Source organism: Daejeonella sp. (assembly GCF_036405355.1).
In the GTDB taxonomy this organism is placed as follows: domain Bacteria; phylum Bacteroidota; class Bacteroidia; order Sphingobacteriales; family Sphingobacteriaceae; genus Daejeonella.
Genome location: NZ_DASWXT010000139.1, coordinates 26,010 through 46,384 on the forward strand (window position 1 = coordinate 26,010; position 20,375 = coordinate 46,384).

At 38.7% G+C, this 20,375-nt stretch carries 18 protein-coding genes and 5 tRNA genes; 2 read left to right on the plus strand and 21 right to left on the minus strand.

Annotated elements, in window-relative coordinates; genetic code table 11:
- Positions 1–25: 25 nt before the first annotated feature.
- The 20 genes from rpoB to VGE44_RS17455 all read right to left on the minus strand — a co-directional run bounded on the left by rpoB (position 26) and on the right by VGE44_RS17455 (position 15,635).
- Positions 26–3,835, minus strand: a complete 3,810-nt coding sequence (gene rpoB, locus VGE44_RS17360) for a DNA-directed RNA polymerase subunit beta (protein WP_324485505.1) — start codon at positions 3,833–3,835, stop codon at positions 26–28.
- Between the two features lie 150 nt (positions 3,836–3,985).
- Complete coding sequence (gene rplL, locus VGE44_RS17365) at positions 3,986–4,366, minus strand: 50S ribosomal protein L7/L12 (protein WP_305365742.1); 381 nt, start codon at positions 4,364–4,366, stop codon at positions 3,986–3,988.
- 58 nt (positions 4,367–4,424) lie between these two features.
- Entirely contained in the window at positions 4,425–4,943 is a 519-nt protein-coding gene (gene rplJ, locus VGE44_RS17370) for a 50S ribosomal protein L10 (protein ID WP_331081533.1), read from the minus strand.
- Between the two features lie 2 nt (positions 4,944–4,945).
- Positions 4,946–5,644, minus strand: coding sequence for a 50S ribosomal protein L1 (gene rplA / locus VGE44_RS17375; RefSeq protein ID WP_324485511.1), 699 nt, complete (start codon positions 5,642–5,644; stop codon positions 4,946–4,948).
- Between the two features lie 22 nt (positions 5,645–5,666).
- Positions 5,667–6,110: a 50S ribosomal protein L11 gene (rplK, locus tag VGE44_RS17380; protein WP_324485513.1), complete on the minus strand. Its 444-nt coding sequence runs from the start codon at positions 6,108–6,110 to the stop codon at positions 5,667–5,669.
- 117 nt (positions 6,111–6,227) lie between these two features.
- Complete coding sequence (gene nusG, locus VGE44_RS17385; protein ID WP_305365738.1) at positions 6,228–6,770, minus strand: transcription termination/antitermination protein NusG; 543 nt, start codon at positions 6,768–6,770, stop codon at positions 6,228–6,230.
- Positions 6,771–6,775: 5 nt separating this feature from the next.
- Positions 6,776–6,970 carry a preprotein translocase subunit SecE gene (secE, locus tag VGE44_RS17390; protein ID WP_331081538.1) on the minus strand — a complete coding sequence of 65 codons (195 nt, stop codon included), beginning with the start codon at positions 6,968–6,970 and terminating at the stop codon, positions 6,776–6,778.
- 17 nt (positions 6,971–6,987) lie between these two features.
- Positions 6,988–7,058: transfer RNA gene (locus VGE44_RS17395), tRNA-Trp, on the minus strand.
- A gap of 113 nt (positions 7,059–7,171) precedes the next feature.
- Complete coding sequence (gene tuf, locus VGE44_RS17400; protein ID WP_331081541.1) at positions 7,172–8,359, minus strand: elongation factor Tu; 1,188 nt, start codon at positions 8,357–8,359, stop codon at positions 7,172–7,174.
- A 59-nt stretch (positions 8,360–8,418) separates the two neighbouring features.
- Positions 8,419–8,490, minus strand: a tRNA-Thr gene (locus VGE44_RS17405).
- Positions 8,491–8,563: 73 nt separating this feature from the next.
- A tRNA-Gly gene (locus VGE44_RS17410) sits at positions 8,564–8,636 on the minus strand.
- Between the two features lie 133 nt (positions 8,637–8,769).
- Positions 8,770–8,850 (minus strand) — tRNA-Tyr (locus VGE44_RS17415).
- A gap of 10 nt (positions 8,851–8,860) precedes the next feature.
- A tRNA-Thr gene (locus VGE44_RS17420) sits at positions 8,861–8,933 on the minus strand.
- Positions 8,934–9,136: 203 nt separating this feature from the next.
- The gene (hpf, locus tag VGE44_RS17425) at positions 9,137–9,478 is read right to left on the minus strand and encodes a ribosome hibernation-promoting factor, HPF/YfiA family (protein ID WP_331081543.1); all 342 of its coding nucleotides are present in this window, start codon (positions 9,476–9,478) and stop codon (positions 9,137–9,139) included.
- A 94-nt stretch (positions 9,479–9,572) separates the two neighbouring features.
- Complete coding sequence (locus tag VGE44_RS17430; protein ID WP_331081545.1) at positions 9,573–10,454, minus strand: tyrosine-type recombinase/integrase; 882 nt, start codon at positions 10,452–10,454, stop codon at positions 9,573–9,575.
- A gap of 69 nt (positions 10,455–10,523) precedes the next feature.
- Positions 10,524–10,715: a 30S ribosomal protein S21 gene (rpsU, locus tag VGE44_RS17435; RefSeq protein WP_305365734.1), complete on the minus strand. Its 192-nt coding sequence runs from the start codon at positions 10,713–10,715 to the stop codon at positions 10,524–10,526.
- A gap of 175 nt (positions 10,716–10,890) precedes the next feature.
- Entirely contained in the window at positions 10,891–12,696 is a 1,806-nt protein-coding gene (locus VGE44_RS17440; protein ID WP_331081547.1) for an ATP-binding protein, read from the minus strand.
- A 172-nt stretch (positions 12,697–12,868) separates the two neighbouring features.
- Positions 12,869–14,008 (minus strand): acyl-CoA dehydrogenase, encoded by a 1,140-nt coding sequence (locus VGE44_RS17445; protein ID WP_349256861.1) that lies wholly within the window; start codon positions 14,006–14,008, stop codon positions 12,869–12,871.
- Between the two features lie 170 nt (positions 14,009–14,178).
- Entirely contained in the window at positions 14,179–14,709 is a 531-nt protein-coding gene (locus tag VGE44_RS17450) for an adenine phosphoribosyltransferase (RefSeq protein ID WP_331081551.1), read from the minus strand.
- Positions 14,706–15,635, minus strand: coding sequence for a helix-hairpin-helix domain-containing protein (locus VGE44_RS17455; RefSeq protein ID WP_331081553.1), 930 nt, complete (start codon positions 15,633–15,635; stop codon positions 14,706–14,708). Before VGE44_RS17455 ends, VGE44_RS17450 begins: the two co-directional genes overlap by 4 nt.
- Positions 15,636–15,867: 232 nt before the next feature.
- Between VGE44_RS17455 and VGE44_RS17460 the strand changes: the two genes are divergently transcribed.
- The gene (locus VGE44_RS17460) at positions 15,868–17,631 is read left to right on the plus strand and encodes a lysophospholipid acyltransferase family protein (protein ID WP_331081555.1); all 1,764 of its coding nucleotides are present in this window, start codon (positions 15,868–15,870) and stop codon (positions 17,629–17,631) included.
- Positions 17,632–17,684: 53 nt separating this feature from the next.
- Positions 17,685–18,896, plus strand: coding sequence for a hypothetical protein (locus VGE44_RS17465; RefSeq protein ID WP_331081557.1), 1,212 nt, complete (start codon positions 17,685–17,687; stop codon positions 18,894–18,896).
- 72 nt (positions 18,897–18,968) lie between these two features.
- Here VGE44_RS17465 and VGE44_RS17470 read toward each other — a convergent pair whose 3' ends face one another.
- Positions 18,969–20,351: a hypothetical protein gene (locus VGE44_RS17470; RefSeq protein ID WP_331081559.1), complete on the minus strand. Its 1,383-nt coding sequence runs from the start codon at positions 20,349–20,351 to the stop codon at positions 18,969–18,971.
- Positions 20,352–20,375: the final 24 nt, after the last annotated feature.

Below are 20,375 nucleotides of genomic sequence, written 5' to 3' on the forward strand. Positions count from 1 at the left end.
TTACTTACAACTTATAACTTATAACTTAATCCAATGTGATATCTAAACCTAAACCTCTTAATTCATGAACCAATACATTGAATGATTCAGGAACTGATGGGGTTGGAAGGTTTTCACCTTTAACAATCGCTTCGTAGGTTTTTGCACGGCCCACAACATCATCAGATTTAACAGTAAGTATTTCCTGAAGAATGTTAGCAGCACCGAATGCTTCAAGAGCCCAAACCTCCATCTCACCGAAACGCTGACCTCCGAACTGGGCTTTACCACCCAAAGGCTGCTGCGTAATCAATGAATATGGTCCGATTGAACGAGCGTGCATCTTATCATCAACCATGTGACCCAGTTTCAGCATATAAATAATACCAACTGTTGTCTGCTGATCGAAACGATCTCCGGTTAAACCATTGTATAGATAGGTTCTTCCTGATTTAGGAATTCCTGCTTTATCTACCCACTCTTCAACCTCATCATGTGATGCACCGTCGAAGATCGGAGTAGCGAACTTCATTCCAAGTTCTTTACCGGCCCATCCCAATACTGTCTCATAGATCTGTCCAAGGTTCATACGTGATGGTACACCCAATGGATTCAACACGATATCCACAGGAGTTCCGTCTTCAAGGAAAGGCATGTCTTCATCACGAACGATTCTCGCAACGATACCTTTATTTCCGTGACGTCCGGCCATCTTATCACCTACTTTCAGCTTACGTTTCTTAGCAACATAAACTTTAGCCATCTGAACAATTCCCGATGGAAGCTCATCTCCTACACTGATTGCAAACTTATCACGTTTGTAAGCACCAAGCTCTTCATTAAGCTTAATGTTGTAATTGTGAAGCGTTTGTTTGATCAGCTCGTTTTTGTCGTCATCAGTTGTCCATTTAGTTGGATTCACATTAGCATACTCAAGCTCAGTAAGTATCTTCTGGGTGAATTTCACTCCTTTAGCTACCAGTAGTTCTTTGTACACATTGAATACACCCTGTGAAGTTTTACCATTCACAATGACGAACAATTTCTCAATCAAGGTATCTTTCAATTCCTTAACTGCCTTATTATGTTTAGCATCTAATTTCTCAATCAGTGCTTTCTCTTCCTGCTTTGTTGTTTTCTTAGCGCGGGAGAATAATTTAGTATCAATAACAACTCCGTGAATTGAAGGAGGAGTTTTAAGGGACGCATCTTTCACATCACCAGCTTTGTCACCAAAGATCGCACGTAAAAGTTTTTCTTCCGGTGAAGGATCAGACTCTCCTTTTGGAGTGATCTTGCCAATCAGAATATCACCTTCCTTAATCTCGGCACCTACACGGATAATTCCGTTCTCATCAAGGTCTTTTGTAGCCTCTTCAGATACGTTAGGAATATCAGGAGTTAACTCCTCCTCTCCACGCTTGGTGTCACGAACTTCAAGCTCAAATTCTTCAATATGCAGTGAAGTGAAGATATCCTGAGATACCACACGTTCAGAAATAACAATCGCATCCTCGAAGTTGAATCCCTGCCAAGGCATGAATGCTACTTTCAGGTTTCTACCCAATGCTAATTCTCCATCCTGAGTTGCATATCCTTCACAAAGAACCTGTCCTTTTTCAACTTTCTGACCTTTTTTAACGATAGGTTTCAAATTGATACAGGTACTCTGGTTCGTTTTCTTGAATTTGATCAGTCGGTATGATTTAACCTCACCTTCGAATGATACAAGAACATCGTCCTCATTTCTTTCGTAACGGATACGGATCTCATTCGCATCTACATATTCCACAACACCGGTACCTTCTGCATTGATCAGGGTACGTGAATCACGGGCTACTCTGCCTTCAAGACCTGTACCAACAATCGGAGCTTCCGGACGCAGTAATGGAACTGCCTGACGCTGCATGTTCGATCCCATCAATGCACGGTTAGCATCATCATGTTCCAGGAATGGAATTAATGAAGCCGCAATTGAAGTGATCTGGTTTGGTGCAATATCCATCAAATCAAGCTTTTTAGGCTCAATTACAGGAAAATCACCTTCGTAACGTGCTTTAACATGCGGAGTTTCGAAATTACCTTTATCATCATAAACCGCATTGGCCTGACCAATAGTTTTACCTTCTTCATCTTCTGCAGAAAGGTAAATTACAGGTTCTTCGACAACAACACGACCATCCTCAACCTTACGGTAAGGAGTTTCGATAAAACCAAGGTTGTTGATCTTTGCATGAACACATAAAGAAGAAATCAAACCGATATTCGGACCTTCAGGAGTTTCAATGGTACATAAACGACCATAGTGAGTATAGTGAACGTCACGAACCTCAAAACCCGCACGCTCACGTGAAAGACCACCGGGGCCTAATGCTGAAAGACGACGCTTGTGTGTAATCTCGGCAAGCGGATTGGTTTGATCCATGAACTGTGATAACTGATTCGTTCCGAAGAATGAATTGATCACAGAAGATAATGTACGTGCATTAATCAGATCGGTTGGAGTAAACACCTCGTTGTCACGGATGTTCATTCTCTCGCGGATTGTACGGGCCATACGGGCCAGACCAACGCCGAACTGTGCATATAACTGCTCACCTACTGTACGAACACGACGGTTTGACAAGTGATCAATATCATCCACCTCAGCTTTAGAATTGATCAGTTTGATCAGGTACTTAACGATGGCAATGATATCCTGTTTTGTTAAAACCTTAGTTTCAATAGGAGTTGCTAATTTCAATTTACGGTTAATGCGGTAACGACCCACATCACCCAAATCATATCTCTTGTCTGAGAAGAACAAACGGTCAATAATACCGCGGGCTGTTTCTTCATCAGGTGGTTCAGCGTTACGAAGCTGACGATAGATATGTTCTACCGCTTCTTTTTCTGAGTTAGAGGTATCTTTTTGTAAAGTATTATATATAATAGTATAATCACCGCTGTTTACTGCATCATCTTTAGTTAGGATGATCGTTTTTACACCAGCTTCAATGATCATATCGATATGCTCGTCTTCAAGGACAGTTTCACGTTCCATAATGATCTCATTACGATCAATAGAAACAACTTCACCGGTATCTTCATCCACAAAATCTTCCACCCACTTCTTAAGAACCCTGGCGGCAAGTTTACGGCCTACAGCTTTCTTTAAACCGGATTTACTGACTTTTACTTCATCAGCAAGTTCGAATAATTCAAGGATGTCTTTATCAGAATCATAACCGATTGCACGTAAAAGTGTGGTAACCGGGAATTTTTTCTTACGATCGATATAAGCATACATGACGTTATTTACGTCGGTAGCAAATTCAATCCAAGAACCTTTAAATGGAATTACACGGGCTGAATATAATTTGGTTCCGTTTGTATGACGGCTCTGGCCGAAGAATACACCCGGTGAACGGTGCAATTGAGATACAATTACACGCTCAGCACCATTGATAACAAATGTACCTTTAGGAGTCATGTAAGGGATAGTTCCCAAATACACATCCTGTACTATTGTTTCAAAGTCTTCGTGTTCAGCATCATTACAAGACAAGCGAAGCTTGGCCTTCAGAGGAACACTGTAGGTTAAACCACGCTCGATACATTCGTGTATATCATAGCGCGGCGGATCAATGAAATAATCAAGAAATTCCAGAACGAATATGTTTCTTGAGTCAGAGATCGGAAAGTTCTCAGAGAAAACTTTAAACAAACCTTCCTGATGGCGGTTGTCTGAAGTTGTTTCAAGCTGAAAAAATTCTCTGAAAGATTGCAGTTGAACATCCAGGAAATCGGGATAGTCCATCACATGCTTACTGGTAGCAAAATTTACTCTTTCGTTGTGCTTAATTTTGTTTGCCAAGGGATTGAGAATTTAGTTTAGTAAATAAACTGTGTCCTGTTCATCCGCCCGGGGCGGGTATGTAGGTCTAACATCAAATGGGTATAATACAAATGGCAATAGACCCCGATGAAAATCGGAGTCTAAGGCCATAATCTTTATGAGTTAAGATTACTTAATCTCAACAGTTGCTCCAGCTTCTTCCAGTGCTTTTTTCAATGACTCAGCTTCTGCTTTATCAACACCAGTTTTAACTTCTTTTGGTGCTCCGTCTACTAAATCTTTAGCTTCTTTCAAGCCTAAACCTGTAAGGTCTTTTACCAATTTCACAACTGCTAGTTTAGAACCACCAGCTTCTTTCAGGATTACATCGAAAGCTGTTTGCTCTGCTGCTGCTGCAGGAGCGTCACCGCCACCAGAAACTGCTGCTACTGCCACTGCTGCTGCAGCTGGCTCGATACCATACTCATCTTTTAATATTTGAGCTAATTCGTTAACTTCTTTTACTGTTAAGTTTACTAATTGCTCAGCAAACGATTTTAAATCTGCCATTTTATTTTAATTTTAAAATTCTGTACTTGAATAATTTAATCGAACTCTAAGGTGTTCGTTACCCTCTTTCTTGTAATGTTTTAACAATTCCTGCAAGCTTATTACCACCTGACTGTAAGCCGGAGATAACGTTTTTAGCAGGAGATTGAAGCAATGCAATGATGTCTGCCACCAATTCTTCCTTAGATTTAAGGTTAATCAGGGCATCTAACTGATTATCGCCAATGAATACTGCTGAATCAATATATGCAGCTTTAAGTACCGGTTTATCACCTGATTTCCTCAATTGTTTGATCAGTTTAGCCGGAGCGTTTGCTGATTTTGAGAATAATATAGATGAAGATCCTTTAAGTACGTCAAACATTTCGCTAAAATCACCTTCAGAGGCTTCCATAGCCTTTCTGATTAGTTTATTCTTAGCAACCTGCATTTTGATATCGTTTTCGAAACATTTGCGGCGAATATCATTTACTTTTGCTACAGACAGGTTTGCAGTATCGGTAATGTAAAAATTACCGTACTCAGCAATCGTCTCTGTTAAAGCAAGAACAACTTCGTGTTTTTCTTCTTTTCTCATGATTAGATTCCTGCTACTGATTTAGTTTCAATTTCTATTCCCGGACTCATTGTCGACGACATGTGTATGCTCTTGAAATAAGTTCCTTTTGCTGCTGAAGGTTTCAATTTAGAGATCGTCTGAATTACTTCAAGTGCGTTCTCATAAATTTTATCAGCATCGAAAGATACTTTTCCGATAGAAGCATGAATGATTCCTGTTTTATCAACTTTGAAATCGATCTTACCACCTTTAACATCAGTTACTGCTTTACCCACATCAGTGGTAACAGTTCCCGACTTAGGGTTTGGCATCAGGTTTCTTGGACCTAAAACACGGCCAAGTTTACCTACTTTTGCCATAACACTAGGCATGGTAATTATGATATCAACGTCAGTCCATCCACCTTCTATTTTGGCAATGTATTCATCCAGACCTACGTAATCTGCTCCTGCTGCTTTAGCTTCTGCTTCCTTATCAGGAGTGCAAAGAACTAATACACGAACAGTTTTACCGGTCCCATGAGGAAGATTTGCAATACCACGTACCATTTGATTCGCTTTACGCGGATCTACGCCTAAGCGTACATCCAGGTCAACCGAAGCATCAAATTTAGTAGTTGTGATATCTTTAACCAGAGCCGAAGCCTGGGTTAAAGAGTATGCTTTCCCAACCTCAATTTTGGAATGTGCCAATTTTTGATTTTTTGTTAATCTAGCCACTTCTTAAACTGATTTTGTATAATTAATTGTTCCAGGGTGCATCACCGCTAACGGTAATTCCCATACTGCGTGCTGTACCAGCAACCATTTTCATGGCTGACTCGACAGTAAATGCGTTCAAGTCGGTCATTTTATCTTTGGCAATGCTTTCAACCTGATCCCAGTTTACACTGGAAACCTTTTTACGGTTAGGCTCTGCAGAACCACTCTTTAAACCTGTTACTTCCAGTAATTGGATAGCTACAGGTGGAGTTTTGATGATAAAATCGAATGACTTGTCGACATAAACAGTGATTACAACCGGTAAAACTTTACCTGGCTTATCTTGGGTACGCGCATTAAACTGCTTGCAAAACTCCATGATGTTCACACCTTTTGCTCCCAATGCGGGACCAACTGGTGGAGATGGATTAGCAGCGCCGCCCTTGATCTGTAATTTTATTAAAGCACCGACTTCTTTTGCCATTTTTATTGATTTGTTTTTAACTCAATGTTAGTAGTGGAAGCTATGTAACATTTAAGACCTTTTAAGTTATAAGTTGTAGGTTGTAAGTGTCGTATGCGACTTACAACTTATAACTTACTACTCCTTCTCGACTTGCATATAATTCAACTCAAGTGGTGTTCTTCTTCCGAAGATCTTAACCATTACCTTAAGTTTCTTTTTCTCTTCATTTACCTCTTCGATAACGCCAGTAAATCCATTGAACGGACCATCCATCACCTTCACATTCTCACCAACATAATAAGGTACATTCATTGATTCGCCCTGTTCGGCCATTTCGTCAACCTTACCTAAGATCCGGTTAACTTCAGCAGCTCTCATTGGAACGGCATTACCCCCCTTATCGCCAAGGAAACCAATAACACTATTGATTCCTTTTATTACGTGCTCGAGTTCTCCGTCAAGCGCAGCTTCGATAAGAACATATCCGGGATAGAAGTTTCTTTCTTTTGCAATCTTCTTACCATCCTTCATCTGATAGTATTTCTCCATCGGAATCAGAACCTGAGGTAAAAGATGCGCAATTCCCAGACGATTAACTTCTGCCTCGAGGTATTGTTTTACTTTTTTCTCTTTGCCGCTGACAGCTCTAACTACATACCATTTTAATTGATCGCTCATATGAATTATGCCAGAGATTTATAAAACATCTTTAATGCATTACCGGCGGTTTCATCCATTGCTAATATCACAAGTGAGATAATAATGGAAGCAATCAATACCAATACAGCTGAATTCTGTAACTCTATCCATGTTGGCCAGGTTACTTTCTGAGTCATTTCTGTATACGATTCTTTTAAAAACTCTACTACGTTAGCCATCTTCTATTTAGCATAAGCACGGGAACAAGGATTCGAACCCTGATCAAAGGTTTTGGAGACCTCTATTCTACCATTGAACTATTCCCGTCTATTAAAACTGTGTTTACAGACTGATCTGTAAACTAAGCCCGTGTATTATAAGAAAACATAAGTCCACAATAAAGGGACTTATGTTATCCAATTAACCTTTATAAGAAATTGTTATTTTACAATTTCAGTCACCTGTCCGGCACCTACTGTTCTACCACCCTCACGGATTGCAAAACGAAGTCCTTTTTCCATTGCGATTGCGTTGATCAATTTTACACTGATTGTAACGTTATCACCTGGCATAACCATTTCTACTCCTTCAGCAAGAGTGATCTCACCTGTAACGTCTGTTGTACGGAAGTAGAACTGTGGACGGTATTTGTTGAAGAATGGAGTGTGACGTCCACCTTCAGCTTTTGACAATACATAGATCTCAGCTTTGAAGTCAGTATGTGGAGTTACTGAACCTGGCTTACAGATAACCATACCACGACGGATATCAGTTTTCTCAATACCACGTAACAATAAACCTACGTTATCACCAGCTTCACCTCTGTCTAATATCTTACGGAACATCTCAACACCAGTAACAACTGATTTTAAGTTTTCAGCACCCATACCTAAGATATCAACTGCCTCACCTGAGTTAATTACTCCTCTTTCGATACGTCCTGTTGCAACAGTACCACGACCAGTGATCGAGAATACATCTTCAACCGGCATAAGGAAAGGAAGTTCAGTCAAACGTGGAGGAATTGGAATATAGCTATCTACAGCATCCATTAATTCCATGATCTTAGCAACCCATTTTGGATCTCCGTTAAGACCACCTAATGCAGAACCCTGAATTACAGGAATATCATCACCAGGGAATTCGTAGAAGCTTAATAGTTCACGGATCTCCATCTCTACTAATTCAAGTAATTCAGGATCGTCAACCATATCAACTTTATTCATAAATACAACCAATGAAGGTACACCTACCTGACGTGCAAGAAGGATGTGTTCACGAGTTTGTGGCATAGGACCATCAGTAGCAGCAACTACAATGATTGCACCATCCATTTGAGCAGCACCAGTAACCATGTTCTTCACATAATCCGCGTGACCTGGACAGTCAACGTGAGCATAGTGACGAGAAGCGGTTGAATACTCCACGTGGGCAGTATTAATGGTGATACCTCTTTCTTTTTCTTCCGGAGCAGAGTCAATTGAATCAAATGAACGTGCTTCAGAAAAGCCTGCATCAGATAACACTTTAGTGATAGCTGCTGTAAGTGTAGTTTTACCGTGGTCAACGTGACCGATTGTACCGATATTTAAATGCGGCTTACTGCGGTCAAATTTTTCTTTTGCCATTTTGTTTTATACTTATTATTAGGTTAATTTTATTATTGTTCTAATTTAATTCAATGCTGAGCCAACGATGGGACTTGAACCCATGACCTCTTCCTTACCAAGGAAGTGCTCTACCGCTGAGCTACGTCGGCTTTTAATTTGCTCTCAGGCTCATCACCTTTATCCATTCACTTTAGATGAACCAAAGAAGGTAAAAAACCTTTGAGCGGAAGACGAGGTTCGAACTCGCGACCTATAGCTTGGAAGGCTATCGCTCTACCAACTGAGCTACTTCCGCAAATCAATTCGATAATTAGCAAATGAGCAAATTAGCAAATTGGGCAACATTCCTTAACAAAAACTCAGCTGTTCTGATAAACCACTGATTCAATTTGCTAATTCTCAAATTTGCTAATTTGCAAATTTGGTTGTGGGGGGGGAAGGATTCGAACCTTCGAAACCGAAGTAACGGATTTACAGTCCGTCCCATTTGACCGCTCTGGAACCCCCCCAACATTTCTGAGCCTCCTATCGGGATCGAACCAATGACCTACTGATTACAAGTCAGTTGCTCTACCAGCTGAGCTAAGGAGGCGAAATGTATAAACCTTTAAACTATTAATAACTTAAAGAACCTTTTCCAGCTCAGGTTGGCTATCAATATTTATAACCCCCTCTGAAATGGACTGCAAATCTACGAAAATTTAAGGTCGGACAAAATTTTTTACAAAAAAAAATCGGCAGTCCATTTGACTGCCGAAAAAGGCCCTAATAATTAGAGCTTTAGAAAAAAAGAAATTATAAAATTTCGTCTGATAAACTTACCTCTTTATGGTTACTAAGTCTTGAACGAACTTTTTCCTTGTGTTTGTCAAGCTGCCTTCTGAGCGATTCCATTGCCTTATCTGTAGCCTCTTCAAAACTCTTACACTGCTCTTTTGCAAAGAGGTCATTCCCTGGAATTGCCAGTTTTATCTCTGCAATCTTATTTGCTTCATCTTCTGTTTTCTCTAATCTGAGGTATACATCCCCGCCAATTATCTGATCATAAAACTGATCCAGCTTGTCTGCTTTCTTCTGTATAAAATCCAGCAATTTAATATCTGCTGTAAAATGGATCGATTGCACTCTGATTTTCATATTGCCTCCTTTTTGTTTATATAAAATTAAGATAATTGCCCCGGATAAACGGGGATATTGTGTTATAGTTTGGTCAAATTATTTCCTAAAATAGCTATGCTTTGGGATGAGCCTGTTTGTAAATAGCTTTCAACTTTTCTACCGAGTTATGGGTATAAACCTGCGTGGCCGCCAGACTGGAATGCCCGAGCAACTCCTTTATAGCATTTAAATCAGCTCCCCTGTTTAATAGTGATGTTGCAAAGCTATGTCTCAAAATATGCGGACTTTTTTTATCGTGCGTTGAAACAGTAGACAAAACTGTCCGAACCGTTCGGTACACAAACTTTGGATAAACATCCCTTCCATTATCTGTAACGATCAAAGTCTTGCTTTTGTTATTAAAATTTTGACTTAATTTTTGAAATTTATAATCTGCAATCAGTTTTGCGAGAGAACTGTGGACAGGTATAATCCGCTGTTTATTCCGCTTACCCAAAACCCTGATCTGCTGACCATAATTATCGACATCTTCATCTTTGAGTCCTACGAGTTCTGCAAGCCGTATACCTGTACCATACAGCAGTTCGATAATCAACCGATCCCGCAATCCTGAGAAACCATCGCTAAAGTCAAACCCTCCATCTAAAAGTGTGTCCATTTTCTGTTCTGTAACAAAAACTGGCAGGCGTTTTGGGATCTTAGGAGCCCTTACCTGCGTCATTGGATTAGCTTTGATTAAATCATTCCTCTGCAGGAATTTATAAAATGAACGAAGACTTGAAATCTTGCGATTAATAGTTTTTGCTTCATTGCCCTGATCCATTAACGCCACCATCCAGCTTCGTACCTGCTGGTGTGTCACAATTAATAGCTCTGATTCGGATAAGGCTAAAAAAACAAGGAATTGATTAAGATCTTTCTGATAGGCTATAACGGTAAGTGGAGAGAACCGTTTTTCAAATTGCAGGTATTGTATGAATTGCTCTATAAACATCAAAAACTATTTGCATATCCAACGAATTGAATATACAAATAGTTTTTGAATATATCTAAAAAAGAAAAATTAAACAGATTCGATGTTCAATCCTTGCTTATAAATAGCTTTCTTAACCTGAGTACGGCGGGTAATTGATTTCTTTTCGTAGGCCTGACGGCTGCGAAGTTCTCTTAATACACCGGTCTTTTCGAATTTCTTTTTAAAGCGCTTAAGTGCTTTATCTAATGATTCGCCGTCTTTTACATTAATAATGATCATAATATACAGATACCCCCTTTCGGTTTTGGACTGCAAATCTACAAAAAATATTGAAAAATGATATTTTAGAAAATAAAAAAATAGTTCATGCTGTTTTAAAGAGGTTAAGTATTCCCCCAACCAAAGTATTCAGAAGAACAAAATTAACAAAGCAAGGTTGGCGAAGAATTAAATCCTATTTTGAAATTAACCTCGACAGATTAATTAGTTTGTTTTTCAGTTCAGTAGGATTAAATGGTTTTGACACATAATCGTCTAATCCGGCAAGTTTAATTTTGTTATAAATATCGTTGGCGACGGAGGCAGTCAGAGCTATAATATAAGGAGCTTCAGGCTTATCCTCATAAAATGAAATAATCATTTTTGAAGATTCATAGCCGTCCATTACAGGCATATGAATATCCATCAAAATAATATCGTAAAATTTCCCCCTAGCCATTTCATATGCCTCCAATCCATCTAAAGCAAAGTCAGCTTTTATATCCCAGCTTGCTAAAAGCTTTTTCATTAACAGGATATTCATCGCATTATCTTCTGCAACAAGAATATTCAGCCAGCTAATGTCCTCATTTGCAAGCACATTAGCTTCCAGAAGTGAATTAACCGTCACATCATTAGAAACGGCTCTTTGATACTTTATTTCAAATTTAAAGGTAGTCCCTACACCAACTTCACTTTTTAACTCAATATAACTGCCGTGAAGATCCAGAAGCTGTTTGGTAATTGCCAATCCAAGGCCGGAGCCACCAAATTTTCTGGTAATTTTATTGGATGCCTGTGTGAAAGGCTCAAAAATAATTCCTTTCTGCTCTTCACTGATACCAATTCCCGTATCTGAAACCGCGAAAGCCAGTGTTACATTTTCCTTATCCAAATCAATCAGTTCCACAGATAGTCCAATTTCACCTTTTGAAGTAAATTTGATTGCATTTCCTGCAAGATTGAACAATATCTGTAAAAGCCTGGTAGGGTCTCCTATTACAGCAATATCCTTTAAACTATTGTCAAGTCCCAGCCTGAAGGAAAGCCCCTTTTCATCCGACTGATATTTCAGACCACTATGAATCCGCCCAATCAGTTCAGCAGGATAAAAGCCGATCCTCTCCATTTCAATTTTACCATAATCTAGCTTGTTGAAATCGAGTATGTCATTAATGAGTGCCAGAAGACTCTCTGCTGAAAAATGTAGTACTTTCAAATTTTCAGCCTGATCTTCCCTGGGATTATCTGCCAGCAGAACATGGCTCATTCCAATCACCGAATTTAAGGGTGTTCTTAACTCATGCGACATGGTTGATAGAAAATCTGACTTTGCTTTGGACGAATTTTCTGCCATTTCTATCGCAGACTTTAACTGTTCATTCAATGCCTTCTCTTCAACCTGTGATTTCTCGAGCCGGGAAATGGCATCATGAAAACCTTTTAGAAAATGATAATTCACAAAGATCAACTGAAAGAAGTTGAACATCATTACAGCGATAAATATTGGTTCACTCGTTTGCTGACCATTTATGAAGGCATCTGATTCATTTGCACCCTTCACAAAGAAATAAACGAAAACCGGAACCAAAGTCAGAATTGAGTAGATTATCCCGAAACGATTGTCAAGCAAATAGAAACTTATCGTCATCGCAAGCAGAATGTATTGTATAGTTACAATACTTATCGCATTCCCAATCACAAATATATTTGACCAGACCAGAAAATTCAGAATTAAAATAGCTGTATGTGCAGCAGGTCTGTGATTATGATATAGTAATATTTGCCTTAATCCATAAAAAAGCAGACCCAACACCACTAGTATTCGCAATAACTGCATTGGTGGTCCATCAATAAGGTAAATAACGGTAAGCGATAATGAAAACAATATCGAAATCGACATCATGTAGAACAGAATGTGAATTCTGGCCTTCTTTACAGGATCAATAATGTCTGACAGTACGGATTTAATAAGATTAATCCCTTGAATTATAAACTTCATCAGGTTGGTGAAATTGCAAATTTCTTTTGAATAAAGTATTTCTATCTATCAAAAATAATGAAAATAATCCCCTAAAATCCGGCTCAGTTCACCTGATAAGAAACAAATCAAAACCTCCACCAAATACAAATTGCAGTGTTTAGTTCACATAATGAAGTTTAATATGAAAATTCTATTTAAGAATCTCTCTGGCTATTACTATTTTCTGAATTTCGGAAGTACCCTCCCCTATAGTACATAGTTTGGAATCCCTGTAAAATTTCTCTACCGGAAAATCTTTCGTGTAACCATATCCCCCAAAAATCTGAACAGCCTCTGTTGCAGTTCTGACACATACTTCAGATGCAAAATATTTTGCCATTGCAGATTCACGGGTAACATTTTTTCCACGATTTTTAAGATCAGCTGCCTGCATGATAAGCAATTCTGCTGCTTCAACCTCTGTGGCCATATCCGCAATTTTAAATGAGATACCCTGAAAACTGGAAATTGGCTGACCGAACTGATAACGTTCCTTTGAATAAGAAACTGCTGCCTGCAAAGCTCCTTTTGCCATACCTAAGGACAATGCTGCAATAGAAATCCTTCCACCATCAAGCACGTACATAGCCTGTTTAAAACCTTCACCTTCCTTACCCAACAGATTTTCTTTCGGAACACGGCAGTTGTCAAATATGAGTTCGGTTGTTTCAGAAGCCCGCATCCCAAGTTTGTTTTCTTTTTTACCATGGGAAAAACCGGGAGTTCCCTTTTCAATAACAAGTGTTGAAATTCCTCTGGAATCACCCTTTTCTCCGGTTCTAACCATCACAACGGCCACATCACCAGATTTACCATGGGTTATCCAGTTCTTTGAACCATTGACTACATAATAATCGCCATCAAGAACTGCTGTAGTATTCATCCCCATTGCATCAGAACCGGTATTTGCTTCGGTTAAACCCCATGCTCCTATCCATTCTGCAGTAGCCAGCTTAGGTAGCCAGCGAAGCTTTTGCTCATTATTGGCAAAGGCCAGTATATGTCCGGTACATAAAGAATTATGTGCTGCAACAGAAAGTCCGATAGATCCGCAGACTTTTGAAATTTCAGTTATGATACTGACATACTCGAAATAGCTCAATCCTGACCCGCCATATTCTTCAGGAACAAGGACTCCCATCAATCCCAGTTCACCAAGTTTTTTGAACGTTTCTATAGGAAAGGTTTGGGCTTCATCCCATTCCATGACATGCGGACGGATATGTTTTTCGGCAAAATCACGTACCATAGTAATAATCATCTGCTGATTTTCAGATAAACTGAAATTCATCCCGGCTGATTCGGGTGCTATAATTGATTGCATAAAATAATTTGGTTAGTTTACAAGTATAGCAATTATAGTACCCTTTTCAGCCCTGGAAAATTGAAATGAGAACAGAACAAAACGGTTTCCGGTTCAAATATTTCGGACATACAGCAGGAATAGTACTTCCTCAGAAATTATTTACAGGAAACCAATGTGATAATATTTTCGGAAACTACTTGGAGCTTTTCTCTGGCATTGAGAAAATCAAGGCTGATCACAAAAGCATAGCCGGCAACCTCCCCATCTAATTTTTGAACCAGACGTGTAGCAGCACTCACAGTTCCGCCTGTTGCAAGCAGATCATCGTGTATCAGCACCCTTTGCCCGGGATAAATTGCATCCGCATGTAATTCCAGTACCGCCGATCCATATTCCAGCTCACACGGTTCTTCTACAGTCTTGAAGGGCAGTTTTCCCTTCTTTCTGATTGGCACGAATGGAATACCAAGTTTATTCGCGAGCATCAGCCCGAATAAAAAGCCTCTGCTTTCGATACCAGCAATCACATCTATCTTAATACCATCCAGCCGGTTCACAAATTCATTGATAACCTCGCTGCAAAGACTGGCATCTTTCAATATTGGAGTTATATCCTTAAAAACGATACCGGGCTTCGGAAAATCAGCAATATCTCTTATGGCATTTTCCAGTTTAGTACTAATCATGGGCTTAAAACAATGTATGGTTCAATTTTACGGATAATTTCCTCATTCAGTATCGCAATTTTCATTAATTCATCAATAGATTTAAAGGATCCATGCTGTGAACGGTATTGAATGATAGCATTCATCTGTTTATAAGTTAAATAAGGATGCCTTCTGATTTCGTCAAAAGTAAATGTATTCAGATTAATCTTAGTGATTAATCCGGCATTTACCTTAATTAAATCTTTTAACTGATCGTATTTGACAGAATCCATTCCATATACTTCCAGCAATTGTTCTTTACGGTAAAAGCCACCCAAACGCTTCCGGAAACGGATTATCCTGGATGCAAAAGCCGGACCTATCCCATGAATACTTTCAAGCTCAATTGAATCCGCTGAATTCAATTCAATAATGGGTGCAATATTGCGGAACGGGATGTCCTCCGGCTTGTAATTTGCTTTGAAATTCTTTGAATCTTTCAGTGAAGTGGCATTGCTAATCCGAACAAAAGGTTCGAGCAATTTATATTGTTCAGGAGATATCGAATAAATTCGCCTTAAATCCTCCTTTTTGAAAAACCTGCCACCCTTCAACTCGTAATTTCGAATTACCCTGATCTGCTTAACTGACAATCCAAGCTGTAGCCAACGCTGATCACTGAGTCCGTTAGGATCGAATTCAAAATACACTGGCTTTACTAAACTCAGCTCCTGATCACTCCCGCCCTTCTTTTGTTCCCGTTCTCTTTTGGTAGCCAAAGCTCTGAACCGCTCTGCCTCAATCCTAAAACTCTCAAAATCATATTTCTCATCTTTAACAAACAAAGGATATAAATAAGGAATTATTAAAATAAGTAACATAAGACTAAATAGCACAAAAATCCCGTTCAATTCTTTTTTAGAAAAACTAAAGTATGACCTGAGCAGATTTTTGAAACGATACATAACCTGATTTAAATCGACAAAAGCAATTATAGATCTGCATTGCTTTAGATTACCGTGAAGATATTTAACGGTATTGGGGGATCAAGTAAGTCACAGATATAACATAAAAGTAATTCAAATATTTTGATTATCTAATTCCGGATTCCAGATATTTGCAAAAAAAATCTGTTAACAAATCAGTACATTGTGGTTGAATAAAAATTCAAATCTGAACAATCCCATCGGTTTTCAAATGAAAATTATTACCAAAGAAGAATTTTCCAGAGCGACCAAACTCAACAAAATATACATGCCGGGATTGGCTTCCATATTGATGGAAGTAATGAAAATCAATGAGGTTAATAAGGTCTTTCAAAAAGCTGAGCACCTTAGCGGAATAAGCTTTATAGACAAAATACTGCAGGTTATTGGGATAAAAGTTGAGTTTGATGAAAAAGAGCTTAAAAACATACCCCCAAATGGCGCTTTTATTGCCATTGCTAATCACCCATATGGTGGAATTGAAGGACTTATTTTATTGAAGATCATGTTCATGATGAGGCCGGATTCCAAACTCATGGCTAATTTTTTATTGAAAAAAATTCCAAATCTAAGTGAGCACTTCATCGCTGTAAATCCTTTCGAAACAATAGAACATTCATCCAGCATTAGTGGTATCAAACAAAGCCTGGAATTACTTCGTTCAGGTACGCCAATAGGGATATTCCCAGCGGGCGAGGTTTCAACATTTAAGGCTGATACCCAGCAAATCACTGACAGGCAATGGCATCCGGTGGTTGGAAAATTAATTGCCAAAGCGAATGTGCCAGTTGTTCCAATTTATTTTCATGGCAATAACGGACTTCTTTTTAATCTTCTCGGTTTTATCCATCCCACATTAAGAACTGCAAAATTACCATCAGAGCTTTTCAATAAACGTGGGCACACCATCAGGCTAAGAATTGGGAAAGCAATCTTACCATCCGATCTGAATTATCAGCAAGACCCTGCAAAATTACTCGATCTCCTGCGGGCTAGAACTTATGCATTGGGTGCCAGACTTGAAAATCAACGAAATATATTTAATCCGCGTAATATATTCAAGGTAAAGAAAACACCGCAATCCATTGTCCCGGCAATTGAAAATCAGAAACTTGAGAAAGAGGTAGAAAGCCTCGCTGAATATAAGATCTGGACAGAAAAAAATTATGAGATTTATATTTCACCTTGTTCGGCTCTCCCTAATATCATTCAGGAAATAGGCAGACTCCGGGAAATAACTTTCAGGGAAGTTGGCGAAGGCACCAATAAGCCGACAGATTTAGATGAATATGATATTTATTACAACCATTTATTTATTTGGGACAAAGAAAGCAAAATGATCGTCGGTGCCTACCGAATTGGAAAGGGAGATGAAATCTTTTACAGTTTCGGGAAAAGAGGCTTTTATCTGAATGAACTTTTTAAAATCAGGGAGGAATTTTATCCTGTTTTACAACAAAGTCTGGAATTAGGAAGATCCTGGATCCGTAAAGAATACCAGCAAAAACCACTCCCCTTGTTCCTGCTCTGGAAGGGGATTTTGAAGTACCTGATTGAAAACCCGCAATATCGATACCTGATAGGTCCGGTAAGCATCAGCAATAACTTTTCCAGACTATCCAAATCGCTTATTGTTGATTTCATTAATAAAAATCATTTTGATCATGAATTGGCAGAATATGTCAGACCCCGTAAAAAATTTAAGCTTGATTTTTCAAAAATTGATAAAGACCTGCTACTGGAATCACATGAATCACTTAAAAATCTGGACAGCCTGATTTCAGAGATTGAAAGCTCTCAAATAAAGGTTCCTGTACTGTTAAGGCAATATCTGGCCTTAAATGCGAAGCTCATTAGTTTCAATATTGATCCTAAATTTTCTGACTGCCTCGATGGTTTTTTAGTAGTAGATTTTAGGAAGATTCCGGAAGAAATGCTGGGAAAACTGAGTAAAAATTTCGAAAAAGAAGGATAAGTATATTAATTTAACATTATTTCTATGTAAATTTAATGTTAAGTAATTACTAAATGAATTCCTCTGCTGTTAAATTAAGCTTTAAACTGCTCCTGATACTCTTCCTGATTGTATCGTCTGGCAGGGCTCTGGCCAATAATTTCAGCTTTGAATTCTACAGCGGAACTTTCAATTTCGAATTAGATCCAGGATCAGAAATTGATTTTTCAGGCCCCCTTTCTTCAACTGCAGTTCAGAGTTTTTACCATAAATTGGACCAGAGCAAATATCAACCCTTACTGAATTCTTTGCTTGCTTATAAGGAAAAGCATCAGTTAAACGACTGGATCTATTATCAGCTCATCCGTAAAACTGCTCAATTAATAAGTCCTAAGGCTGAAAATTATCATCGATATACGCTGTATAAATGGTTTTTATTAAGCAAATCAGGCTATGATGCCAGGTTGTCCATTGGAAATAATCGTATTATATTCTATGTCAGAAACGATGAAAACATTAATGATATTCCCTTTTTCAGCATAGAGGGTAACAAATATATGTGCCTCAATTACCATGATTATGGTAAAATTGATTTCGAAAAAGACAAGGTTTACCCTGTAAATGTGGATATTCCTGAAGCTAAAAATGCATTTTCGTATAAGGTAACCCGAATGCCCGATTTTAAGCCGGAATCTTATAATGAAAAGGAAATTCAATTCAGCTACCGGTCCAGGCCCTATCACTTCCAGGTGAAATTAAACCCGGAAGTTGAAAACATCTTTAAGAACTATCCCGGAGTTGATTTTGAATCATATTTCAATATCCCATTAAGCCGTGAAACCTACCACTCCCTGATCCCGATGTTGAAGAAAAATATTGAAGGAATGAATCAGAAAAAAGGGGTTGATTATCTGATGCGGTTTACAAGATATGCTTTTTTATATCAGACAGATGAGAACAATTTTGGAAAAGAGAAACGTCTTTCACCTGAACAAACCTTATTCTCAAAGTATAGCGATTGTGATGATCGTGCAGCCCTATTCTTCTACCTTGTTAAGGAAATATATAACCTCCCAATGATTGCACTACTGTATCCTACGCATATCAGCATGGCAGTACAGTTCGACAAAGCACAGGGTAAATCAATTATCTATAAAGGCCAGAAATATTCGGTTTGCGAACCTACTCCCCAGGACAGGGACTTAAGGATCGGGCAAATTGCTGCAAATCTGGAAGGTCTGAACTACGAGGTTGTCTATCAGTATAATCCTTCGGAAGGTAAATAATCCAACAGGAATTCTATAAATAAAAATACCCGCTAATTGCGGGTATTTTTATTTATCTCAGCTCAGGGAATATTAATATCCGTTAGCGCCTTTTGTAAAGTTAAAGTTTGTCCATCCGGCCATCCAGTTAGTAGTGCTAAATGCACCGCGATAAGTAGTACTGGTAAAGAATGTATTTGTAAGATCACCGGCAAATGCAGCTCCTGTTAATGCTGGTGAACCAGAAGCAGGAAGCAAGTTTGGTGATGTTAAGTTAAAAGGATCTGTAAGTTTAGCATCAGCAGCTGCAGCAAGAGTGACAGTCGCACTTCCTTCAGCTTTAGTTTTTACAGCATCAGCAGTTGCACCGGCAACAGTTACTGATCCGATTCTGTAGGTCGAAGCATTTGCATGCAGCAAATTGTTTTTGAATTCTGAGGTTGTGGTAGTACCTACCAGGCTATTATAAGTAGCATCAGACTCTAAAGATAAACCACCTTTCATCCAGCCAATTAATACTGAGTTGTTCAACACAAAATTCGTAGCTCTTCTGAAACGATTTGCATAGTTATGGTTCTTTGATGCTGTATTATCAACATTAGGCCCAACAAAAGTGAAGTTAGAAAGTACCGGACGGGTTGCTGGTGTTGCATTTGTACCTGTTCCGTCATTATCACACTCGATACCATTACCTGCATCTCCCGGATCAACTACCGATGGGTCTCTCAATGCAACTCCAAACTGAATTCTTCCTGAATATCCGAAATCAAAATCAAAATCATCATCAGCAGTAGCATATGCTACTAAATATTTTGCATTTACAGTTCCACCAAATATCTCGAATGCATCATCATTACCATAGGCAACCTGAACGTACTCGATCGTAGTACCAGAACCTACACCACCCAAAGTCAGACCATTGATCTCAGAGTTTGGTTGTGAAGCAATACCCGCGAATTCAATACGCACATATTTCAAAGTTCCGGAATTGTCATTATCAACAGTACCACCAAAATTCTTACCAACACCACCTTCTATCGTTGGTTCAGTAGACCGATTGGTCTTTGCTTTTCCTAAGATGATGATACCGCCCCAATCTCCTGGATTACGTTGTCCAACAGCTTTACCTGAGGTGAACACAATTGGTTTTGCAGCAGTACCCATTGCATTGATCTTAGCACCCCTTTCAATAATTAAGGCTCCTTTATCAGAAACATCACTTTTTATAGTTGCACCTGCAGCAATGTTAATTTCACTTCCATCTTCAAAATAAACGTAACCTTTCAAAGTAAAATTACCTTCTGGTACGTTTAAAATTGTATTCTTGTAAACACCGGAAATAACTGCTCCATTTTGCAAGGTCAATGTTTGTTTTGCATTAGGATCTACAATAGGATCAGTATTAGAACTCTTTTGGCAGGAAGCAGCTAGAACAGCTACTGCCAGAACTAAAGTCTTAAATTTCAATGATTTCATATTATTATCTTTTTATTTATTACA